A 17,049-nucleotide genomic window follows, 5' to 3' on the forward strand; every position below is an offset into this window, starting at 1 on the left:
GCGTGACGGACCTGGTGCTGGCCCTGGACGTCGGCGGCACCAAGATCGCCGGCGCGCTCGTCGACCGGAGCGGCGCGGTGCTGCGCGCGGCGCGCGTGGGCACCCCGCGCGCGAGCGCCGAGCGGACGTGGGCCGCCGTGGTGGACGTGGTCGAGCAGGTGCTGCGCGGCGAGGGCGTGGCGGGCGTCGGCATCGCCTGCGCGGGGCCGGTGGACACGGCGGCCGGGACGGTCGGGCCGATCAACGTCCCGGCGTGGCGCGGCTTCCCGCTGCGCGACCGCGTCGCCGACCTGCTGCCCGGCGTGCCGGTGGAGCTGGCGGGCGACGGGCCGTGCATGGCGCTGGGCGAGCACTGGCTCGGCGCGGGCCGGGGCAGCCGGTTCATGGTCGGGCTGGTGGTGAGCACCGGGGTCGGCGGCGGGCTGGTGCTGGGCGGGCGGGCGTTCGGCGGGCGCACCGGGAACGCCGGGCACCTCGGGCACGTGGTGGTCGAACCGGGCGGCGAGCCCTGCGCGTGCGGTGGGCGCGGGTGCGCGGAGACGGTCGCGGGCGGGCCCCGGATGGTGGACTGGGCGCGGCGGCAGGGCTGGTTGGCGCCCGACGACGCGGACGCGGCGCTGCTCGCGGCGGCGGCCGGGGCCGGTGAGGAGATCCCCCGGGCCGCGTTCGAGCGGGCCGGGCGGGCGGTGGGGCTGGCGATCGCGGCCACGGCCGCGGTGGTGGACCTCGACCTCGCGGTGGTCGGCGGCGGGGTGGCGCGGGCCGGGGAGCTGCTGCTCGACCCGGTCCGGCGCACCGTCGCCGAGCACTGTGGACTGTCCTACCTGGACGGGTTCCGGGTGGAGCGGGCCGAGCTGGACGAGCGGGCCGGGCTGGTCGGGGCGGCCGCGCTCGTCCTGGGGGCCTGAAAACGCGCCCCGGCCCCGGCGCGGGGAGCGCCGGGGCCGGGGGCCGGGACCGGGACCGGGCCGAAGACCGGACCCGGGACCAGGCCGGGGATCGGACCGGAGACCGGACCCGGGACCAGGTCAGTGCGCGGCCACGGGCTTCACGCGGTCGCTGTCCTCGTCCACGTGGTAGTCCTCGCCGGCGGTCTCGTCCGTGCCGTTGAACAGCCGGGCCTTCCGCGCGATCAGCGTGACCACGACGGCGACCAGCAGGTTCGCCACGACCGCCACCGCGCCGACGTAGATCTGCACCGTCGACCCGCCGAACGGGTGCCAGCCGAACAGCGACAGCTTGCCCAGCGGCAGCGCCGACCCGGCGAAGTGCGCCTTGCCGACCGCCGGGTTGCCGATGTTGTAGAGCAGCCACATGCCGTAGCCCATGCCGGCGACCCAGCCGGCGATGAGGCCCCACAGGTGGAACCACCGCGTGTACAGCGCGATCGCCACGGCGGGCAGCGTCTGGAGGATCATCACGCCGCCGATGAGCTGGAGGTCGATGGAGAACTGCGGGTCGATGAACACGATGAACGCGACCGCGCCGAACTTCACCACCAGCGACGCCAGCTTGGCCTGCTTGGCCTCCTGCGCGGGCGTCGCGTCCTTCTTCAGGTACTCCTTGTAGATGTTGCGCGTCCACAGGTTCGCCGCCGCGATGGACATGATCGCGGCGGGCACCAGGGCGCCGATGGCGATCGCCGCGAAGGCGACGCCCGCGAACCAGTCCGGGAACTCCATGTCGAACAGCACCGGCACGATGGTGTTCGTGTCGGGGCGGCCGGTGGCCTGGTTGGTGATGGGCTTGACGCCGGCGCTGATCGCGACGAAGCCGAGCAGCGCGAGCAGGCCCAGCAGCAGCGAGTACGCGGGCAGCGCGACCATGTTCCGCTTGATCACGTTGCGCCCGCGCGAGGCCAGGATGCCGGTCAGCGAGTGCGGGTAGAGGAACAGCGCCAGCGCCGAGCCCAGCGCGAGGGTCGCGTACTGGAGCTGGTTGTTGGCGTTGAGCAGGACGCCGTCGCTCGGGGCGGGCGACGCGTCGAACTTGGCCTGCGCGCTGTCGACGATCGCGCCCCACCCACCGAACTTGCCGGGCAGGTAGATCACCGCGACCAGGATGACGATGTAGATCAGGGTGTCCTTGACGAACGCGATCAGCGCGGGTGCCCGGAGCCCGGACTGGTAGGTGTAGAGCGCGAGGATCACGAACGCGATGAACAGCGGCAGGTGGCCGAGGAGGCCGGAGCCGTTGAGGCCCATCGTGCGCAGCACGGCCTCCAGGCCGACGAGCTGGAGCGCGATGTAGGGCATGGTCGCGACGATGCCGGTGATCGCGATGATCAGCGCCAGCCAGTGCGAGCCGTACCGGCCGCGGACGAAGTCGGCGGGCGTCACGTAGCCGTGCACGCGGGACACCGACCACATGCGCACCAGCGGCAGGAACACGATCGGGTACAGCACGACCGTGTAAGGCAGGGCGAAGAAGCCCGTGGCGCCGGCGCCGAAGACCAGCGCGGGCACGGCCACGAACGTGTAAGCGGTGTAGAGGTCACCGCCCACCAGGAACCAGGTGATCCAGGAACCGAACTTCCGCCCGCCGAGGCCCCACTCGTCGAGGTGGTCCAGCGTGCTGCCGGCCTGCCACCTCGCCGCGAGGAAACCGAGCACGGTGACCAACAGGAACAGGGCGGTGAAGACCGCCAACTCGACCCACTGCACCTCTACTTCGCCCCCTCGTCCAGGTCGTCCACGCCGAGCAGGTCGGGCTTGCCCTTGACCACCGGTTCGTCCTTGGTCTTCAGGTAGACCAGGCCGACGCAGAGGACACCGACCGGGACCCAGGCGAACTGGTACCAGTAGAAGAACGGCAACCCCAGCAGCCGCGGCTCGTCGGAGTTGAACCACGGTGTGACGAGCATGAGCAGCGGGATGAGCAGCAGCAGGTTCCAGTTGCTCCAGCGGAGGCTGGATTTTCGAGCAGACGGCATGTGCGCCCTCCGTACGGCCCTGGTGACACGGTGTCGCGCGATGCTAGGCCGGGAGGGGGATCGCAGTCACCATGTCGAGTGGGTTACCTACGGGTGACGTAGCTGGATCGTGACCATGCCCCCGTCAGCTGTCGCGCAATCCGGTCGCCAGGTGCTCCTCGGCGCGGTCGAGGTAACGGAGCATGGCCCGTTCCGCCTCCGGGACTTGACCGGCGTCGAGGTGCGCCAGCATCTCCTCGTTGAGGGTCAGGTAGTCCTCGTAGAACACGCGCGAGTCGCCCATGACCACGAACGCGAGGCGCAGCTCGGCCAGCAGCCGGCGCATCTCCTCGTCGAGGCGGGAGCTGCCGGCGAGGGCGGTGACGGCCTGGTGGAACCGGACGTTCGCGGTGCCGACGCCGGACCAGTCGTCGCGCTCGCGCCGGCCGACGCCCAGGGCGACGGCGTCGCGGACGGCCTGCCGGGCGGCCTCGGGGGCGCGGTCCCAGTGGCGGACGGCGCCGGTCTCGATGACGCGGCGGGCGGCGTAGAGGTCGCGGATGTCGGCCACCTCGGGGACGCGCACGAACACGCCCCTGCTGTACTCGTGCACGAGCAGGCGCTCGTGGGTGAGCAGGCGGAACGCCTCGCGCAGCGTGTTGCGGGAGACCCGGAGGGCCTCGCCGAGCGCCTTCTCGTTGAGCTGCCTGCCGGGCTTGATGTGGCCGGCGAGGACGCTGTCGCGCAGCTTGTCCGCGACCCGCTCGGCGGTGGTGGACCGGTCGAGGTCGGCCCGCTCCTTGGCCAGGTTGCTGAGCCAGTCGTCGGACTCGACGGTCGTCATGGCGGTCGAGTCTACTCGTTGAACAACTCCCTCCTCGGACGAATCACATGGAGTATTGCAGGATTGTTGAACAATCCCCACACTGGACGGGGGCGACGAGAGGGGGCTGGCCGTGGATCTCAACGCGGACCTGGGTGAGGGCTTCGGCCGCTGGTCGCTGGGCGACGACCGGGCCCTGCTCGACATCGTGACCAGCGCCAACGTCGCGTGCGGCTTCCACGCGGGCGACCCGGAGACGATGCGGCGGACCTGCGGGTGGGCGGCGGCGCGCGGGGTGGCCGTCGGCGCGCACGTGGGCTACCGCGACCTCAACGGCTTCGGCAGGCGGTTCGTGGACGTGGAGGCCGGCACGCTCACCGCCGAGGTGCTCTACCAGCTGGGTGGCCTGGACGCGTGCGCCCGCGCCGCCGGCACCCGCGTGGCCTACGTCAAACCGCACGGCGCCCTCTACAACGCCCTGGTCGAGCACGAGGCGCAGGCCGACGCGGTGGTGGACGCGGTGCGCGCGTACGACCCGGCGCTGCCCGTGCTCGGCCCGCCCGGCGCGGTGTGGTTGAAGCGGGCCGAGGTGGCGGGGCTGCCGGTGCGCCACGAGGCGTTCGCCGACCGGGCGTACACGTCGCGGGGCGCGCTGGTGGACCGGCGGCGGCCCGGCGCGGTGCTGCACGACCCGCGCGAGGTGGCGGCGCGGTGCGTGGCGCTGGCCGTGGACGGGCAGGTGCGGGCGGTGGACGGGCGGCTGCTGCGGATCCGGGCGGACTCGATCTGCGTGCACGGCGACACCCCGGGGGCGGTGGGTCTCGCGCGGGCCGTGCGCGAGGCGCTGACCGGGGTCGGGGTGCCGCTGGGGCCGTTCGCGGGCGGGGCGGACCGGGTGAGCGCGTGACCGGCCGGGAGTGTGGTCGGCCGGGAGTGTGGCCGGCCGGTCGCCCGAACCGGTGAGCCGCCGAACCCGGGGTGCCCGAATTTTCAGGGCTGATCGGGGGTTCCTCCCCGCGCCGCCGGTCGAGAGCATCGAAGGGGTGATCAGAGAACTCCGCACCGCACTCCCGCTGGCCCTCGGCCTGTCCCTGCTCGCCGCGGTCCTCGCGCCCACCGCCCACGCGCAGTCCGCCCCGTGCCTCGACCCGAACGCGCCCACCACGGTGGAGGAGCAGCGCCTGGACGACCGGCTCACCCCCGAGGGCCCCGCGGTCGGCCCCGAGCTGACCCGGCTCGGCGGCTTCGACGACGACGTCACCCTCTTCACCACCCGGCTCTGCGCGACCACCACCCGCGCCGCCGCGCGGCAGCTCGCCGACGGCGCCGGCACGAACCTGTGGCGGGCCGCCGTGCAGCGGGCCCGGACGCCGCAGACCTGGGACGCCTACGACGACCGGCCCCTGTACTGGGCCCGCCTCCAGGCCACCCGGGCGCTCCGGCAGTGGCAGCCGCCCTTCACCCTCACCGCCGCCGAGCGCGCCGAGCTGGTCGACCGGTTCGACCGGGCGTCGCGCGGCATCACCGACGCCCGGTTCGGCGCCGGGGTCCGGCGGGTCGCGGTGACCGGGTTCGACCCGTTCCAGCTGTTCGGCACGTCCGTGCGGCGCAGCAACCCGTCCGGTGCGGCGGCGCTCCGGCTGGACGGCCTGGTCGTGGACACCCCGCGGGGCCGGGTGGTCCTCCAGGCCGCCGTGCTGCCGGTGCTCTGGGGGTCGTTCGACCAGGGGATCGTGGAGCGGTTCTTCGGCACCGCGGCGGACCAGGCGCCGCACGCGTTCGTGACGGTCAGCCAGGGGCGGCCCGGCCGGTTCGACGTGGAGCGGTGGGCCGCCCGCTGGCGCGGCGGGTTCCAGGACAACAACGACGTCGGCGAGTTCGGCCCGGTGCCGGACGCCGCCGGGTGGCCGCAGCCCGCGCACGAGTTCATCGAGACGACGCTGCCGGTCGACCGGCTCGTCAACGCGGGCACCGCGCCGTACCCGGTGCTGTTCAACCGCTCGTTCTGCGAGTGGCGGCCCGGTTCCCCGCCCGGCGCGGGTCCGGTGGACTGCCGCGAGGACGAGCCGACGCCGGGCGCGGCGGCGGCGTCGGGCGGTGGCGGCGACTACCTGTCCAACGAGTCGGTGTACCGGGCGAACCGGCTGCGCCTCGGCCTGGGCGCGACCACCGTCGCGGGCGGTCACCTGCACACGCCCGAGCTGGGCCAGCCGGCCGACCCGACCGCGCTGACCGACGCGGCGTTCGAGCGGGAGCGCCGGGCCATCGCCGATCAGGTGGTCGCCCTGGTGTCAGTAACCTGACCGGGTGAGGAGACGGCGGGCGGCGGTCGTGGCGGTGGCCGTGCTGTCGCTCGCCGCCTGCACCGCCCGGGTCGGGGGCACGCCGGACGCCGAGGTGGTCCGCCCCTCGCTCACCCCCTCGCCGCGGGAGCTGCCGCAGGCGGGCGGGTGCACCGACACCGGCGTGGAGGTGCTCGACTGCGCCGCGCCGCACGAGGCCGAGGTCACCGAGGTCGGGCAGCTGCCGGAGCTGGGCACGGCCTACCCGGAGGAGCGCGACCTGCGCCGCGCCGCCGTCCCGGCGTGCCGGACCGCGCTGACGGCCTACGTCGGCAGCGCCGACCACGACGCCACCCGGCTCCAGGCGCGGGCGTTCTGGCCGAGCCGCGACGGCTGGGCGCGCGGCGACCGCTGGCTGGTGTGCGCGGTGGTCGAGGTCGCGCCGGACGGCACGCGGGTGCGGCGCACCGGCACCGTCCGGGGCGTCCTGGCGGCGGCCGGCTTCAGCACCCTCCAGCTGTGCGCGACCGGCTCGCCGGGCGTGGACGAGGACGCCGGGCTCACCGGTTGCGACCAGGCGCACCGCGCCGAGGCCGTGCCCGGCGTGCTGGCCGTCGGCGGCCCCCGGGACCCCGCGCCGTCACTCGACCAGGTCAGGCAGAAGGCGGCCGACCACTGCTCACGGGCCGTGACCGCCTACGTGGGCGCGCCGCGCGACGACGTGTTCGCCTCGTGGCGCTCGTTCGGCAGCCTCGCCTGGTCCGAGGGCTACACCTCGGTCATCTGCTTCGCCGAGGCGACCCGCCCGTTCACCGGTCGCCTGTGGGGCCTCGGGCGCAACCCCCTGCCCGCCTGACCGGACCGGCCGAGTTGTCCACAGGCCGGGTTGTGCACACCACCCACAGGCTGTGCACAGCTCTGTCCACAACCTGTGGACAACTATCGCCGGCGGAACGCGGACACGACGAGCAGGACCCCCGCGAAGATCGACGCTCCGCTGTCGAACACGCCCCTGAGCACCGGCAAAAGGGTGACGAACCCGAGTTCGTACACCACCGAACAGGTGATTGCGGTGATCCCCGCGGTCAGGGGAGCGGCTGGGGACAGCTTCCCCGCGCACACCAGACCCACCAGCAGGCCCGCGAGCCCCAGCGCCACCAGACCGCGTGCCCGCACCTCGTCCAGCTGGTCGATCCCGTAGCCCCACGCGAACGCCGCGAACCCCGCGGCCACCACCCCGAGCAGAGCCCCACCGAGGTGCCACCCCAGCACTACCCGCTCCCGCCCCGGTTCAACCGGGTAATAGCGCACGATGCCCGGATCGGGTCCGGGGCGTGCCTCTCGCGGCCCGTCGAAGTGCAGGCCGCCGAGGAAGTCCTCCCGCTGCGTCACCCTTCCTTGGTACGCCAGAGCCTCCCCGAACGAGCCGGAAATCACCCGCGGTGACGAAAAAAGGGACCCGGTGGGCGCCGTTGGCCACCGGGTCCCTTGAACCGCGGGAACGTTCGCCGCGGTGGTTCGGGGGAGGATCAGCCGAGCCGGAGCTTCAGCGCCTCCAGCTCGTCGCGCAGCGAGGTCGGCACCTTCTCGCCGATCTTGGCGAACCACTCCTCGATCATCGGGATCTCGGCCCGCCACTCGTCGGCGTCGAACTCCAGCGCCGCCTCGACGTCGCCGGGCGCCGCGTCCAGGCCCGCCAGGTCGAGCGCCTCGGCGGTCGGCACGTGGCCGATCGGCGTCTCCACGGCGGCGGCCCTGCCCTCGATCCGCTCGACGGCCCACTTCAGCACGCGCGAGTTCTCGCCGAAGCCCGGCCACAGGAACCGCTTGTCCTCACCGCGGCGGAACCAGTTGACGTAGAAGATCTTCGGCAGCTTGTCCGCGTCGGCCGACTTGCCGGTGTCGATCCAGTGCTGGAAGTAGTCGCCCGCGTGGTAGCCGATGAACGGCAGCATCGCCATCGGGTCGCGGCGCACCACGCCGACCTTGCCGGCGGCCGCCGCGGTCGTCTCGCTGGACAGCGTGGCGCCCATGAACACGCCGTGCTGCCAGTCGCGGGACTCGGTGATCAGCGGGATCGTGGTGGCGCGCCGGCCGCCGAAGAAGATCGCCGAGATCGGCACGCCCTTCGGGTCGTCCCACTCGGGGGCCTTGATGTCGCACTGCTCGATCGGCGTGCAGTAGCGCGAGTTCGGGTGCGAGGACAGCTCCTCGCCGCCCGGCGTCCAGTCCTGCTTCTTCCACGAGGTCAGGTGCGCGGGCGGCTCGCCCATGCCCTCCCACCACACGTCGCCGTCGTCGGTCAGCGCGACGTTGGTGAACAGCGAGTTCCCCTTCTCGATGGTGCGCATCGCGTTGGGGTTGGTGTGGTAGTCGGTGCCGGGCGCGACGCCGAAGAAGCCGTTCTCCGGGTTCACCGCATACAGCCGGCCGTCCTCGCCGAACCGCATCCAGGCGATGTCGTCGCCCAGGGTCTCGACCTTCCAGCCGGGGATGGTCGGCTCCAGCATGGCCAGGTTGGTCTTGCCGCAGGCGCTGGGGAACGCGGCCGCGACGTAGTAGGTCTTCCGCTCCGGCGAGGTGAGCTTGAGGATCAGCATGTGCTCGGCCAGCCAGCCCTCGTCGCGCGCCATCACCGAGGCGATGCGCAGCGAGTAGCACTTCTTGCCCAGCAGCGCGTTGCCGCCGTAGCCCGAGCCGTAGGACCAGATCATCCGCTCTTCGGGGAACTGGGTGATGTACTTCGTCTCGTTGCACGGCCACGGCACGTCGTCCTGGCCCGGCTCCAGCGGCGCGCCGATCGAGTGCAGCGCCTGCACGAAGTCGGCGTCGTGGCCAAATCGGTTCAGCGCCTTCGTGCCCATGCGGGTCATGATGTGCATCGAGACGACGACGTACTCGGAGTCGGTGATCTCCACGCCCAGCATCGGCTTCTCCGCGTCGAGCGGGCCCATGCAGAACGGGATCACGTACATCGTGCGACCGCGCATCGAGCCCCGGTAGAGCTCGGTCATGACCCCCTTCATCTCGGCGGGGTCCATCCAGTTGTTCGTCGGGCCCGCGTCCTGCGGGTCCACCGAGCAGATGAACGTGCGCTCCTCGACGCGGGCCACGTCGGTCGGGTCGCTGGCCGCCCAGAAGGAGTTGGGCTTCTTCTTCAGCGGGACGAAGGTGCCCGCGTCCACGAGCTTGGCAGTGAGGCGGTCCCACTCGTCCTGGGAACCGTCCGCCCACACGACCTGGTCGGGACAGGTGAGCTCGGCGACCTCGTGCACCCAGGACAGCAGGCGCGGGTGGTCGGTGGGTGCCTGGTCGAGACCGGGAATGGTCACTGCCGTCATCTCGTCTCGTCTCCTAGCCGATCGCCAGCCCACGGTGGACGTCGATGTCCGGGTGGGACGTCCTCGGGAATGGCTCCGCCCGCCCGGTGGAGGGCGTGCCGTTTAAGGGATAGACGGAGGTTAGCCGGGTTAATCACCGGTAACGCACATCCGACCTGTCGGCTGGCTCACAAAACCGATCCTGTAATCGATTCAGCACCCGATCACCTTAAAAAGCTCATGTGACCTGGGCTTTAGTTGACGTAATGCAAGGGCGCGGCGGTGCGTCGATCACCACAGGGCCGAGGTGTCGACCAGGTTACGCCCGGTACCGCTCCCGGTTCAGGTACGCGAATTTTCCTCGATGTCGACTTGACGAAATGCCCGGATTTCTCGACCGTTCCAGAAATGTGGGCGGGAACGGTTCCGGGGCGGTGCGGCGGTGGGGGCGGGTGTTCGATCAAGTCGGCTCCGACCTGGGGTGACGGGTCGTCGCGCGCACGCCGGGAACCCCTGCGCGCGGCCGGACGAGGGCTGCGGGCAGGGGGTTCGGTGACGTGCGCTACCGGGCTCGGGGAGTCGGGCTCCGCCGCCGCCGGGCCGTGGTGGGGGTCGCGGTGCGGCCGCCGCTCAGTTCGGGCTGATCCACTGCCCGGTCACGGAGTCGATGCGCACCACGCCCGACACCGTCACCCGCCCGTCCCCGCCCCACAACCCGTCGCTGTCGGGCGAGTACTTGCCGTCCTCGCCGATGCGGCCGTGCTCGACCTCGGTCCACTCGTCCTCACCGGTGTGCCGCGTGACGGTGACCTCGCCGTCCCGGGTGATCTCGGTGGCCAGGTCCGCCCGGCCGTCACCGTCGGAGTCGGTGAACAGCCAGGTGTCACCCTCCTCGTCGGTGACCACGGCGGTGTCGGCGCGGCCGTCGCCGTCGGTGTCCTCGGTGGCCGGGCCGATGTTCTGGTCCGCGCCGTCCTCCACGTCCACCACGATCGACCGGCCGTCGTTGGTGTTGGTGCGCTGGTCGCGATCGTCGGCCGGGTCCACGGCCACCCAGTCGCCGGAGTCCTCGTCGAACTCGGCCTGGGCGGTGACCTCGCCCTCGGCGTCGAAGCTGGTCATCAGGTCGGCTTCGCCGTCGCCGTCGGTGTCGGTGAACGCCAGGTGGCCGCCCTCGTCGGTCTCGACCACGGCGCTCTCCTCGACCCCGTCCTGGTCGAGGTCGTAGTTGGCCTCGGCGGTGTACTCCTCGTCGCCGACCGTGACCTTCAGCTCGCCGTCGGTCGTGCCCGTCTCGTCGATGTACACCGTGTCCACCCTCCCGTTCGCGTGTGCCCGGTACGACTCACGTTATGCCGGTTCGGTTCCGCCCGGAAGCTCCCGGCGCGCAGCGCGGGCACCCGGTCACGCGCGGTCGCGCACCGCCCTGATCCGCGCCAGCAGCTCGTCGACCTTGGCGCGCCCCGCGGTCAGCTCGGCCAGCCGCCTGGTCACCGCCTGCAACGCCCGGGTCCGCTCGCCCGCGCTCATCCGCAGCGCCCTGTCGACCTCGCGCAGCTCGGCCTCGATCGCGTCGACCCGCCGGCCCAGCGCGTCGTCCAGCGCCAGCGACAGCTGCTGCTCCGCCTCGATCAGCTGCTCGGCCACCAGCTGGTCCACGGTGGACCGCGCGTCGGCGATGGCGTCGGACAGCCACTGCTTGAGGTGCTGCTTGTCGGCCGAGTGCTTGCGCGTGCGCGCCATCCACCAGCCCGCGCCCAGGCCCAGCACGATCGTCACCGGCAGCACCACCGGGTTCAGCGCCGCCACGCCCAGCCCGGCCAGCGGCAGCGTCGCCAGCCTGCCCGCGCCCAGCCCGCCGGACACGCCCATGAACACCAGCAGCTTGTCCTCGGCGGTCGGCACGCGCTTCTCCGGCGGGCGCAGCACCACCGGCGGGGTCGCGCCGCGCGCGAACTGGCCCCGGATCACGGCCAGCTCCTCGGGCGAGAACAGGTCCGCCAGCGCCGCGTCCGCCACCCGCGCCAGCCGCGCGCCCAACCCCGCGCTGATCCGCCCGGACACCAGCTGGAGCGCCGCGTCCACCTGCTGCGGCAGCAACGCCAGCCGCTCCCGCGAGGCCGAGTCGATGGCCGTGCGGAACCACGTCTGCACGTCCCGGACCTGCCGGCTCACCTCGTGCGCGCCCTCCACGCGGGCCCGCTGCACCTCGCCGCGCAACCGCACCTGCCAGCTGCGCGTGGACGAGCGGCGCTGCGAGTTCAGCTCGTCGCGCCGGGCGCGCAGCGCCTCCGCCTCCTCCTCGCCGGAGGACAGGGCGCGCTTGTCGGCCTCGGTGCGGGCGACCAGCTCGTCCAGCACGGTGGCCAGCGCGCGCAGCCCGTTGGCCTCGCCGAGCATCGCCGCCCGCCCGACCACCAGCTCCTGCAACGCCTCCTGCAACGCGCCGACGCCCGAGCGCTCCCGCAGCATCGCCGCCGCGTCCGGGTTCGGCGCGTTCGCGGCCAGCTCGAACACCCGCGAGGACACCGGGTGGAACCGCGCGTCGCGGAACCTCGGGGCGTGCTCGGCCAGCAGCGCCCGGTCCGCCTCCAGCACCTGCTGCCAGCCCCGGTACTGGTCGACCTTGGCCAGCGCGAACACCACGGTCTCCACGCGCTCACCGAGCGCGCGCAGGAAGTCCAGCTCGCCCCGCGTGAACGGGGCCGAGGCGTCGACCACGAACAGCAGCGCGGTCGCGTCGGCGGCGGCCTCGGCGGCCAGCTCGCCGTGCGCGGCGTCCAGGCCGCCGACGCCGGGGGTGTCGACCACGGACAGCCGCTCCAGCAGCGGGATCGGGGCCTCCACCTCGACGTACCGGGGCGGCAGCATCCCCTCGGGCAGGTCGTGCGCGGCGGACACCCAGCGCGGCAGCTCGGCCCGGTCGAACGGCACCGGCGACATCGACCCGGCGTAGCAGGCGCGCGCCGCCCACTCCGGGCCGTGCCGGAACACCAGGTACGCCGCGGTCGCCACCTCCGCGTCGACCGGGGACAGGCCCGGCGTCGCCAGCAGGGCGTTGACCAGGGAGCTCTTGCCGCGGTTGGTCTCGCCGACGACCACCACCGAGGCGGGCCCGCCGCGGCGGGTCTCCACGAACGACGCGGCGGCGGGGTCCAGCGAGCGGACCAGGGTCGTCAGCCTCTCCCTGGTCTGCCGGACGGTCTGCGGGAGGCCGGTCATCGGGTCGTGTAGACGGTGACGACGGGCGCGCGCAGCGTGCGGCCCCGGTCGACGAAGCCGACCACCTCGGTCTCCGCGACCACGCCGGCCAGCGACGCGTCGTCCGTGGGCAGGGTGCCGCCTGCCTCGTGCCGCGCGGGGTCGAAGCGCTCGCCGTCGGGGCGCAGCGCCGTCACGCCGATCCCGGCCAGGCCCTCCTCGATCCGCTCGACGATGCCGGAGCTGCGGGCCCGGTCCAGCGCGTACAGGCAGAGCTGCACCAACGCGCGCCGCTCGGCCAACGCCTGGTCCAGCAGCTCATCGGCGATGGTGCTGTTCACACCGGCTTCGGACGCCGCCGCCCCCGGTTCCGTTCCGCCGCCCGGTACCGATCCCGTCACCGCCGCCCCCGCAGTTGTTGCCAGATCAGGAAGTACGCCCGGTGCACCACGTGCGCCACGCGGCTCTGCGCGGGCGTGGCGCCGAACGAGGCGAAGGACCGCCACCAGCCGGCCCGCTCCAGCGCGTGCGCGATCAGCTCCTGCGCCGGCCGGCCGGGCAGGCCCAGCTGCTCGGCCACGTCCGGGGAGCTGCCGAACCGCAGCACCTCCTCCAGCAGGTCGTCGGGCATCGCCACGGCGCCGGAGGACACCAGCGTCAACGCCTCCAGCAGCCGCAGCTGGTGCGCCTCGGGCTTGGCCAGCAGCACCTCGATGGCGTTGTGCACGCGCTGCCGCTCGTTCGGGTCGCCGGACGCGGCGGCCAGCGCGGTCACCGACGCCAGCGCGGCGGCGGCCTTGATGCCGTCGGCGCGTGAGCGGAACACCGCGTTCAGCTTGGCGCGCACCCCGTCCAGGCCGGAGGCGTCGAGCAGCCGGCGCCGCAGCGCGCCCGCGGTGATGCCGGGCTCCGCGTCCAGGACCTCCAGGGCCTTGCGGACGCCGTAGAGGTCCAGCTTCTCCAGCAGGCGGGTGCGGACGCCGACCGGGACGGCGCACTCCCAGGAGGTGAACAGGTCCGCCGAGATCAGCATGGTCTCGCGGGTGGCGGCGTCCAGCCCGGCGAGCCCGCGCAGCGCGTCCGCGTCGGCCGAGGTGAAGCCGCCGGTCTCGGTGGACTCGGCGACCAGGCCGATCACCGGCAGCACGTCCGCGACCCGGGGCTTGAGGGTGAGCGCCTGGCGCTCGGCGAGCAGCACGGCCGCCCGCCACGTGTCGCCGGCCGAGCCAGACACGGTCTCCGCGGCGATCGTGTCGGCCTTGTTGAGCACGGCGATCGCGTTCACCGGGCCCGCCTCGCGGCCCGCGGTGGCGGCGGTGAACGCGGCCAGCGCCTGCTGGTCGTCGGCGCGCACGCCCTGGGTGACCACGTACAGCACGGCCTCCGCGCCCGCGACCGCGTTGCGCGACACCGGGTCGAGCTCGCCGCCGAGCAGCGCCTCGGTCCGGGCCACCGAGGCGGCGTCCAGGGAGCCCAGGCCGGGGGTGTCGATCACGGTGAGGTCCCGCAGCACCGCGTTGGTCAGGTACGCCTCCACGTGCGAGACGCGGTCGACGTCCACGCCCAGGTCGCGCGGGATCGACCCGTCCGGCCCGAACGGCAGCACCTGCTTGCGGCCGTCCGTGAACACCACCTCGACGCGGTCCACGGTGCCGTACTGGAAGCGGGTGACCAGGCGCGTGCACTCACCCACGTCGGTCGGCGCGACCCGGCGGCCGATGAGCGCGTTGACCAGCGTCGACTTGCCCGACTTGATCCGGCCGGCCACCGCGACCTGGAGCGGGGCCGACAGCCGGCGCAGCACCTCGCCGAAGCCGGCGGCCGTGGCCGGCGAGACCTGCGGTCGCAACCCGGCGCACAGGGTCGCCACGGCCGCCGAGAGCGGTCCGGCGAGCGGCTGGGCCTGCGTCGTCACGCCCGAATCGTGCCACGCGCGGGTGAAGTCCAGTTTGTGCACGGCGATTCGGGGGTATTTCCGCCAGCGACGAGGGAGGTCACGTCATGGAACAGGGTTACGCTGCGTTCCTGCTGCTCGGCGTGGTGCTGGTGCTCATCGACGGCCAGCTCATCTACCGCAGCGGCAAGGGTTACATGAACCGCGCGTACGGCGACCCGGAGGCGGCCAGGTCGATGACCCGCCTCGCAACCGTGCTCTTTCACCTGGTGGTGCTGGGTCTGCTGGCGCTGGTGTCGATGATCACGGTGAGCACCGGCGACCCGGTCAAGGACGTCGTGGCGAGGCTGGGCATCATGCTGCTGGTGCTCGCGGCGGTGCACGCGGTGACCATGGTCATCCTGGGCCGCATCCGCGACCGGCAGATCCAGCAGCAGCTCGCGGACGAGATGGCCGAGGACCACCGGCAGTTCGAGCAGCAGCAGCAGCAGCGCGTGCCGGCGCAGACCCGGGTGGAGCCGCTGGCCCACCCGACCACCACCTCGCCGGCGGCCACCGCGCCGACGGCGACCCCCGCGGCGCCGCAGCCGCGGGTGGAGCAGCCCGCACCGACCGCCGAGCAGCAGGTCGACCCGACGCAGGTCAGGACGATCCGCTAGGGGTGGTCGCCCTCCGGTCGGGAACTCCGACCGGAGGACTAGTCCGGGTCAACCCGTGGCGCGACGCGCGACGGGGCCCCGGCTGCCTAACCTGGTCGCGTGCGGCGGCTGAGCCTGTGGATGCGAGCGCACCCGGCGTTCGGGGACTCCCTGATCGCCGGGTTGCTGTTCGTCATGGACCTGGGCACCGTGGTCGCCGCCTCGGACTTCGTGTCGCCGGGCACGATGCTCCTGGTCGGCCTGCTCATGGTGGTGCCGGTCGTGTTCCGCCGGCGGCACCCGCTGGGGTCGGCCTACGTCATCCTGGCCGGCGGCGCGCTCCAGCTGGTCACCCACGGCGACCTGGACACCGGCGTGCCGGTGCGGGCCTCGGACTTCGCGCTGGCCGTGGCGCTCTACACGGTCGTGGCCTACGCGGGGCGGCGGCAGGGCCTGCTGTACGCGGTCTGGTTGGCGCTCGGTTCGCTCATCTGGGCGTTCTGGCGGGTCAACGCGGGCCCCGAGGTCGTGTTCGTGCTGTTCGTCGTCGCGGTCGTGTTCGGGTTCAGCTGGGCGCTGGGCGAGTTCGTCGGCGCGCGGCGGGCCTACCACTCGGAGCTGGAGCAGCGGCTGCGGCTGCTGGAGACCGAGCGCGACCAGCAGGCCCGGATCGCGGTCGGCGAGGAGCGGTCCCGGATCGCGCGCGAGCTGCACGACGTGGTGGCGCACGCGGTGAGCGTGATGGTGGTGCAGGCCGACGGCGCGGGCTACGCGATCCGCGGCAACCCCGAGCTGGCCGAGGCGGCGGTGCGGACCATCGCCGACACCGGGCGGCAGGCGCTGACCGAGCTGCGGCGGCTGCTGGGCGTGCTGCGGTCGGAGGACGGGTCGGGCACGCAGTGGGTGCCGCAGCCGGGCGCGAACGACCTGGAGGAGCTGGCCGAGAACTGCCGGGCGGCCGGGCTGCCGGTGCGCCTGGAGGTCGCGGACGACCTGGGCGCGCTGCCCGCGGGCCTCGGGCTGGGCCTGTACCGGATCGTGCAGGAGGCGCTGACCAACACGCTCAAGCACGCTGGGTCCGGCGCGTCGGCGGTGGTCCGCGTGACCCGGACGGGCGACCAGCTGGCCGTGGAGGTGGCCGACGACGGGTTCGGCACGCCCCACGACCTGGTCGCGGTATCCGGGGGGAACGGTCTGATCGGGATGCGCGAGCGCGCCGGCGTGCTGGGCGGCACGCTGGACGCGGGCCCCAACCCCGGCGGCGGGTGGCGGGTCCGGGCCGTGCTCCCCCTGGCGCCGTCATAGGGTGGTCCGGTGATCCGGGTACTGCTCGTCGACGACCAGGAGCTCATGCGGATGGGCTTCCGGATGGTGCTCGGCGCCCAAGACGACATCGAGGTGGTGGGCGAGGCCGGTGACGGCCTGGACGCCGTGCACCTCGCGGCCTCGCTCCAGCCCGACGTGGTGCTGATGGACGTCCGGATGCCCGTGCTCGACGGGGTGGAGGCGACCAAGCGGATCGTGGAGGCGGGCACCGCGAAGGTGCTCGTGATGACCACGTTCGACCTGGACGAGTACGCGCTGTCGGCGCTGCGCAACGGGGCGTCCGGGTTCCTGCTCAAGGACACCCCGCCGGGTGACCTGCTGTCGGCGCTGCGCGCGGTGGCCAGCGGGGACGCGGTGGTCTCGCCTTCGGTGACCAAGCGGCTGCTGAGCCGGTTCCTCGGCGAGGGCGGTGGCGAGCTGCGGGACGCGTCGGTGCTGGAGGCGCTGACCGAGCGCGAGCGCGAGGTGCTGGTGCTGATCGCCAAGGGCCTGTCGAACACCGAGATCGCGCGGAAGCTGTTCCTGTCCGAGGCGACGGTGAAGACGCACGTGGGGCGCATCCTGGCGAAGCTGGAGCTGCGGGACCGCGTGCAGGCCGTGGTGCTGGCGTACGAGACGGGGCTGGTCCGGCCCGGCGACGTGTGAGGCCGCCGG

At 73.3% G+C, this 17,049-nt stretch carries 16 protein-coding genes; 7 read left to right on the forward strand and 9 right to left on the reverse strand.

Annotated features, from left to right (window positions below; all coding sequences use genetic code 11):
* Positions 1-2 precede the first annotated feature (2 nt).
* Positions 3-908, forward strand: a complete 906-nt coding sequence (locus tag Q5530_RS03545) for an ROK family protein (protein ID WP_415360686.1) — start codon at positions 3-5, stop codon at positions 906-908.
* A gap of 120 nt (positions 909-1,028) precedes the next feature.
* Here Q5530_RS03545 and mctP read toward each other — a convergent pair whose 3' ends face one another.
* The 3 genes from mctP to Q5530_RS03560 all read right to left on the reverse strand — a co-directional run bounded on the left by mctP (position 1,029) and on the right by Q5530_RS03560 (position 3,755).
* Positions 1,029-2,663: a monocarboxylate uptake permease MctP gene (gene mctP, locus Q5530_RS03550; RefSeq protein WP_415360687.1), complete on the reverse strand. Its 1,635-nt coding sequence runs from the start codon at positions 2,661-2,663 to the stop codon at positions 1,029-1,031.
* Between the two features lie 2 nt (positions 2,664-2,665).
* Positions 2,666-2,932, reverse strand: a complete 267-nt coding sequence (locus Q5530_RS03555) for a DUF3311 domain-containing protein (protein ID WP_415360689.1) — start codon at positions 2,930-2,932, stop codon at positions 2,666-2,668.
* Positions 2,933-3,056: 124 nt separating this feature from the next.
* Positions 3,057-3,755 carry a GntR family transcriptional regulator gene (locus Q5530_RS03560; RefSeq protein WP_415360690.1) on the reverse strand — a complete coding sequence of 233 codons (699 nt, stop codon included), beginning with the start codon at positions 3,753-3,755 and terminating at the stop codon, positions 3,057-3,059.
* 112 nt (positions 3,756-3,867) lie between these two features.
* On the opposite strand from Q5530_RS03560, the gene Q5530_RS03565 reads away from it, so the two are divergent.
* The 3 genes from Q5530_RS03565 to Q5530_RS03575 all read left to right on the forward strand — a co-directional run bounded on the left by Q5530_RS03565 (position 3,868) and on the right by Q5530_RS03575 (position 6,872).
* Positions 3,868-4,641, forward strand: a complete 774-nt coding sequence (locus Q5530_RS03565) for a LamB/YcsF family protein (RefSeq protein WP_415360691.1) — start codon at positions 3,868-3,870, stop codon at positions 4,639-4,641.
* A gap of 136 nt (positions 4,642-4,777) precedes the next feature.
* The gene (locus tag Q5530_RS03570; protein ID WP_415360693.1) at positions 4,778-6,037 is read left to right on the forward strand and encodes a hypothetical protein; all 1,260 of its coding nucleotides are present in this window, start codon (positions 4,778-4,780) and stop codon (positions 6,035-6,037) included.
* 4 nt (positions 6,038-6,041) lie between these two features.
* The gene (locus Q5530_RS03575; RefSeq protein ID WP_415360695.1) at positions 6,042-6,872 is read left to right on the forward strand and encodes a septum formation family protein; all 831 of its coding nucleotides are present in this window, start codon (positions 6,042-6,044) and stop codon (positions 6,870-6,872) included.
* An 83-nt stretch (positions 6,873-6,955) separates the two neighbouring features.
* Here Q5530_RS03575 and Q5530_RS03580 read toward each other — a convergent pair whose 3' ends face one another.
* The 6 genes from Q5530_RS03580 to Q5530_RS03605 all read right to left on the reverse strand — a co-directional run bounded on the left by Q5530_RS03580 (position 6,956) and on the right by Q5530_RS03605 (position 14,452).
* Positions 6,956-7,408: a hypothetical protein gene (locus Q5530_RS03580; RefSeq protein WP_415360696.1), complete on the reverse strand. Its 453-nt coding sequence runs from the start codon at positions 7,406-7,408 to the stop codon at positions 6,956-6,958.
* Between the two features lie 137 nt (positions 7,409-7,545).
* Positions 7,546-9,357, reverse strand: a complete 1,812-nt coding sequence (locus Q5530_RS03585; RefSeq protein WP_415360698.1) for a phosphoenolpyruvate carboxykinase (GTP) — start codon at positions 9,355-9,357, stop codon at positions 7,546-7,548.
* Positions 9,358-9,966: 609 nt separating this feature from the next.
* On the reverse strand, positions 9,967-10,644 hold the full coding sequence (locus Q5530_RS03590) for a hypothetical protein (protein WP_415360699.1): 678 nt from the start codon (positions 10,642-10,644) through the stop codon (positions 9,967-9,969).
* Between the two features lie 96 nt (positions 10,645-10,740).
* On the reverse strand, positions 10,741-12,558 hold the full coding sequence (locus Q5530_RS03595) for a dynamin family protein (protein WP_415360700.1): 1,818 nt from the start codon (positions 12,556-12,558) through the stop codon (positions 10,741-10,743).
* The gene (locus tag Q5530_RS03600; RefSeq protein ID WP_380642450.1) at positions 12,555-12,962 is read right to left on the reverse strand and encodes a nucleotide exchange factor GrpE; all 408 of its coding nucleotides are present in this window, start codon (positions 12,960-12,962) and stop codon (positions 12,555-12,557) included. The genes Q5530_RS03595 and Q5530_RS03600 overlap by 4 nt, the downstream gene beginning before the upstream one ends.
* Positions 12,935-14,452 (reverse strand): dynamin family protein, encoded by a 1,518-nt coding sequence (locus Q5530_RS03605; protein WP_415360702.1) that lies wholly within the window; start codon positions 14,450-14,452, stop codon positions 12,935-12,937. The genes Q5530_RS03600 and Q5530_RS03605 overlap by 28 nt, the downstream gene beginning before the upstream one ends.
* An 86-nt stretch (positions 14,453-14,538) precedes the next feature.
* Here Q5530_RS03605 and Q5530_RS03610 point away from each other — a divergent pair, with 86 nt between their 5' ends.
* The 3 genes from Q5530_RS03610 (at position 14,539) to Q5530_RS03620 (ending at position 17,040) form a co-directional block, all read left to right on the forward strand.
* Positions 14,539-15,090: a hypothetical protein gene (locus tag Q5530_RS03610; RefSeq protein ID WP_415360704.1), complete on the forward strand. Its 552-nt coding sequence runs from the start codon at positions 14,539-14,541 to the stop codon at positions 15,088-15,090.
* A gap of 120 nt (positions 15,091-15,210) precedes the next feature.
* Positions 15,211-16,374: a sensor histidine kinase gene (locus Q5530_RS03615; RefSeq protein WP_415361166.1), complete on the forward strand. Its 1,164-nt coding sequence runs from the start codon at positions 15,211-15,213 to the stop codon at positions 16,372-16,374.
* Between the two features lie 9 nt (positions 16,375-16,383).
* Positions 16,384-17,040 carry a response regulator gene (locus tag Q5530_RS03620; protein WP_380642373.1) on the forward strand — a complete coding sequence of 219 codons (657 nt, stop codon included), beginning with the start codon at positions 16,384-16,386 and terminating at the stop codon, positions 17,038-17,040.
* Positions 17,041-17,049 lie beyond the last annotated feature (9 nt).

It is taken from the genome of Saccharothrix sp. BKS2, assembly GCF_047689505.1.
Taxonomy (GTDB): Bacteria; Actinomycetota; Actinomycetes; order Mycobacteriales; family Pseudonocardiaceae; genus Actinosynnema; species Actinosynnema lopnurensis.

Bases quoted from the DNA above. Each gene is read 5' to 3' on its own strand.
- Q5530_RS03595 (WP_415360700.1), bottom strand. From the start codon at position 12,558: ATGACCGGCCTCCCGCAGACCGTCCGGCAGACCAGGGAGAGGCTGACG.
- Q5530_RS03615 (WP_415361166.1), top strand. From the start codon at position 15,211: ATGCGAGCGCACCCGGCGTTCGGGGACTCCCTGATCGCCGGGTTGCTG.
- Q5530_RS03560 (WP_415360690.1), bottom strand. From the start codon at position 3,755: ATGACGACCGTCGAGTCCGACGACTGGCTCAGCAACCTGGCCAAGGAG.
- Q5530_RS03610 (WP_415360704.1), top strand. From the start codon at position 14,539: ATGGAACAGGGTTACGCTGCGTTCCTGCTGCTCGGCGTGGTGCTGGTG.
- Q5530_RS03585 (WP_415360698.1), bottom strand. From the start codon at position 9,357: ATGACGGCAGTGACCATTCCCGGTCTCGACCAGGCACCCACCGACCAC.
- Q5530_RS03555 (WP_415360689.1), bottom strand. From the start codon at position 2,932: ATGCCGTCTGCTCGAAAATCCAGCCTCCGCTGGAGCAACTGGAACCTG.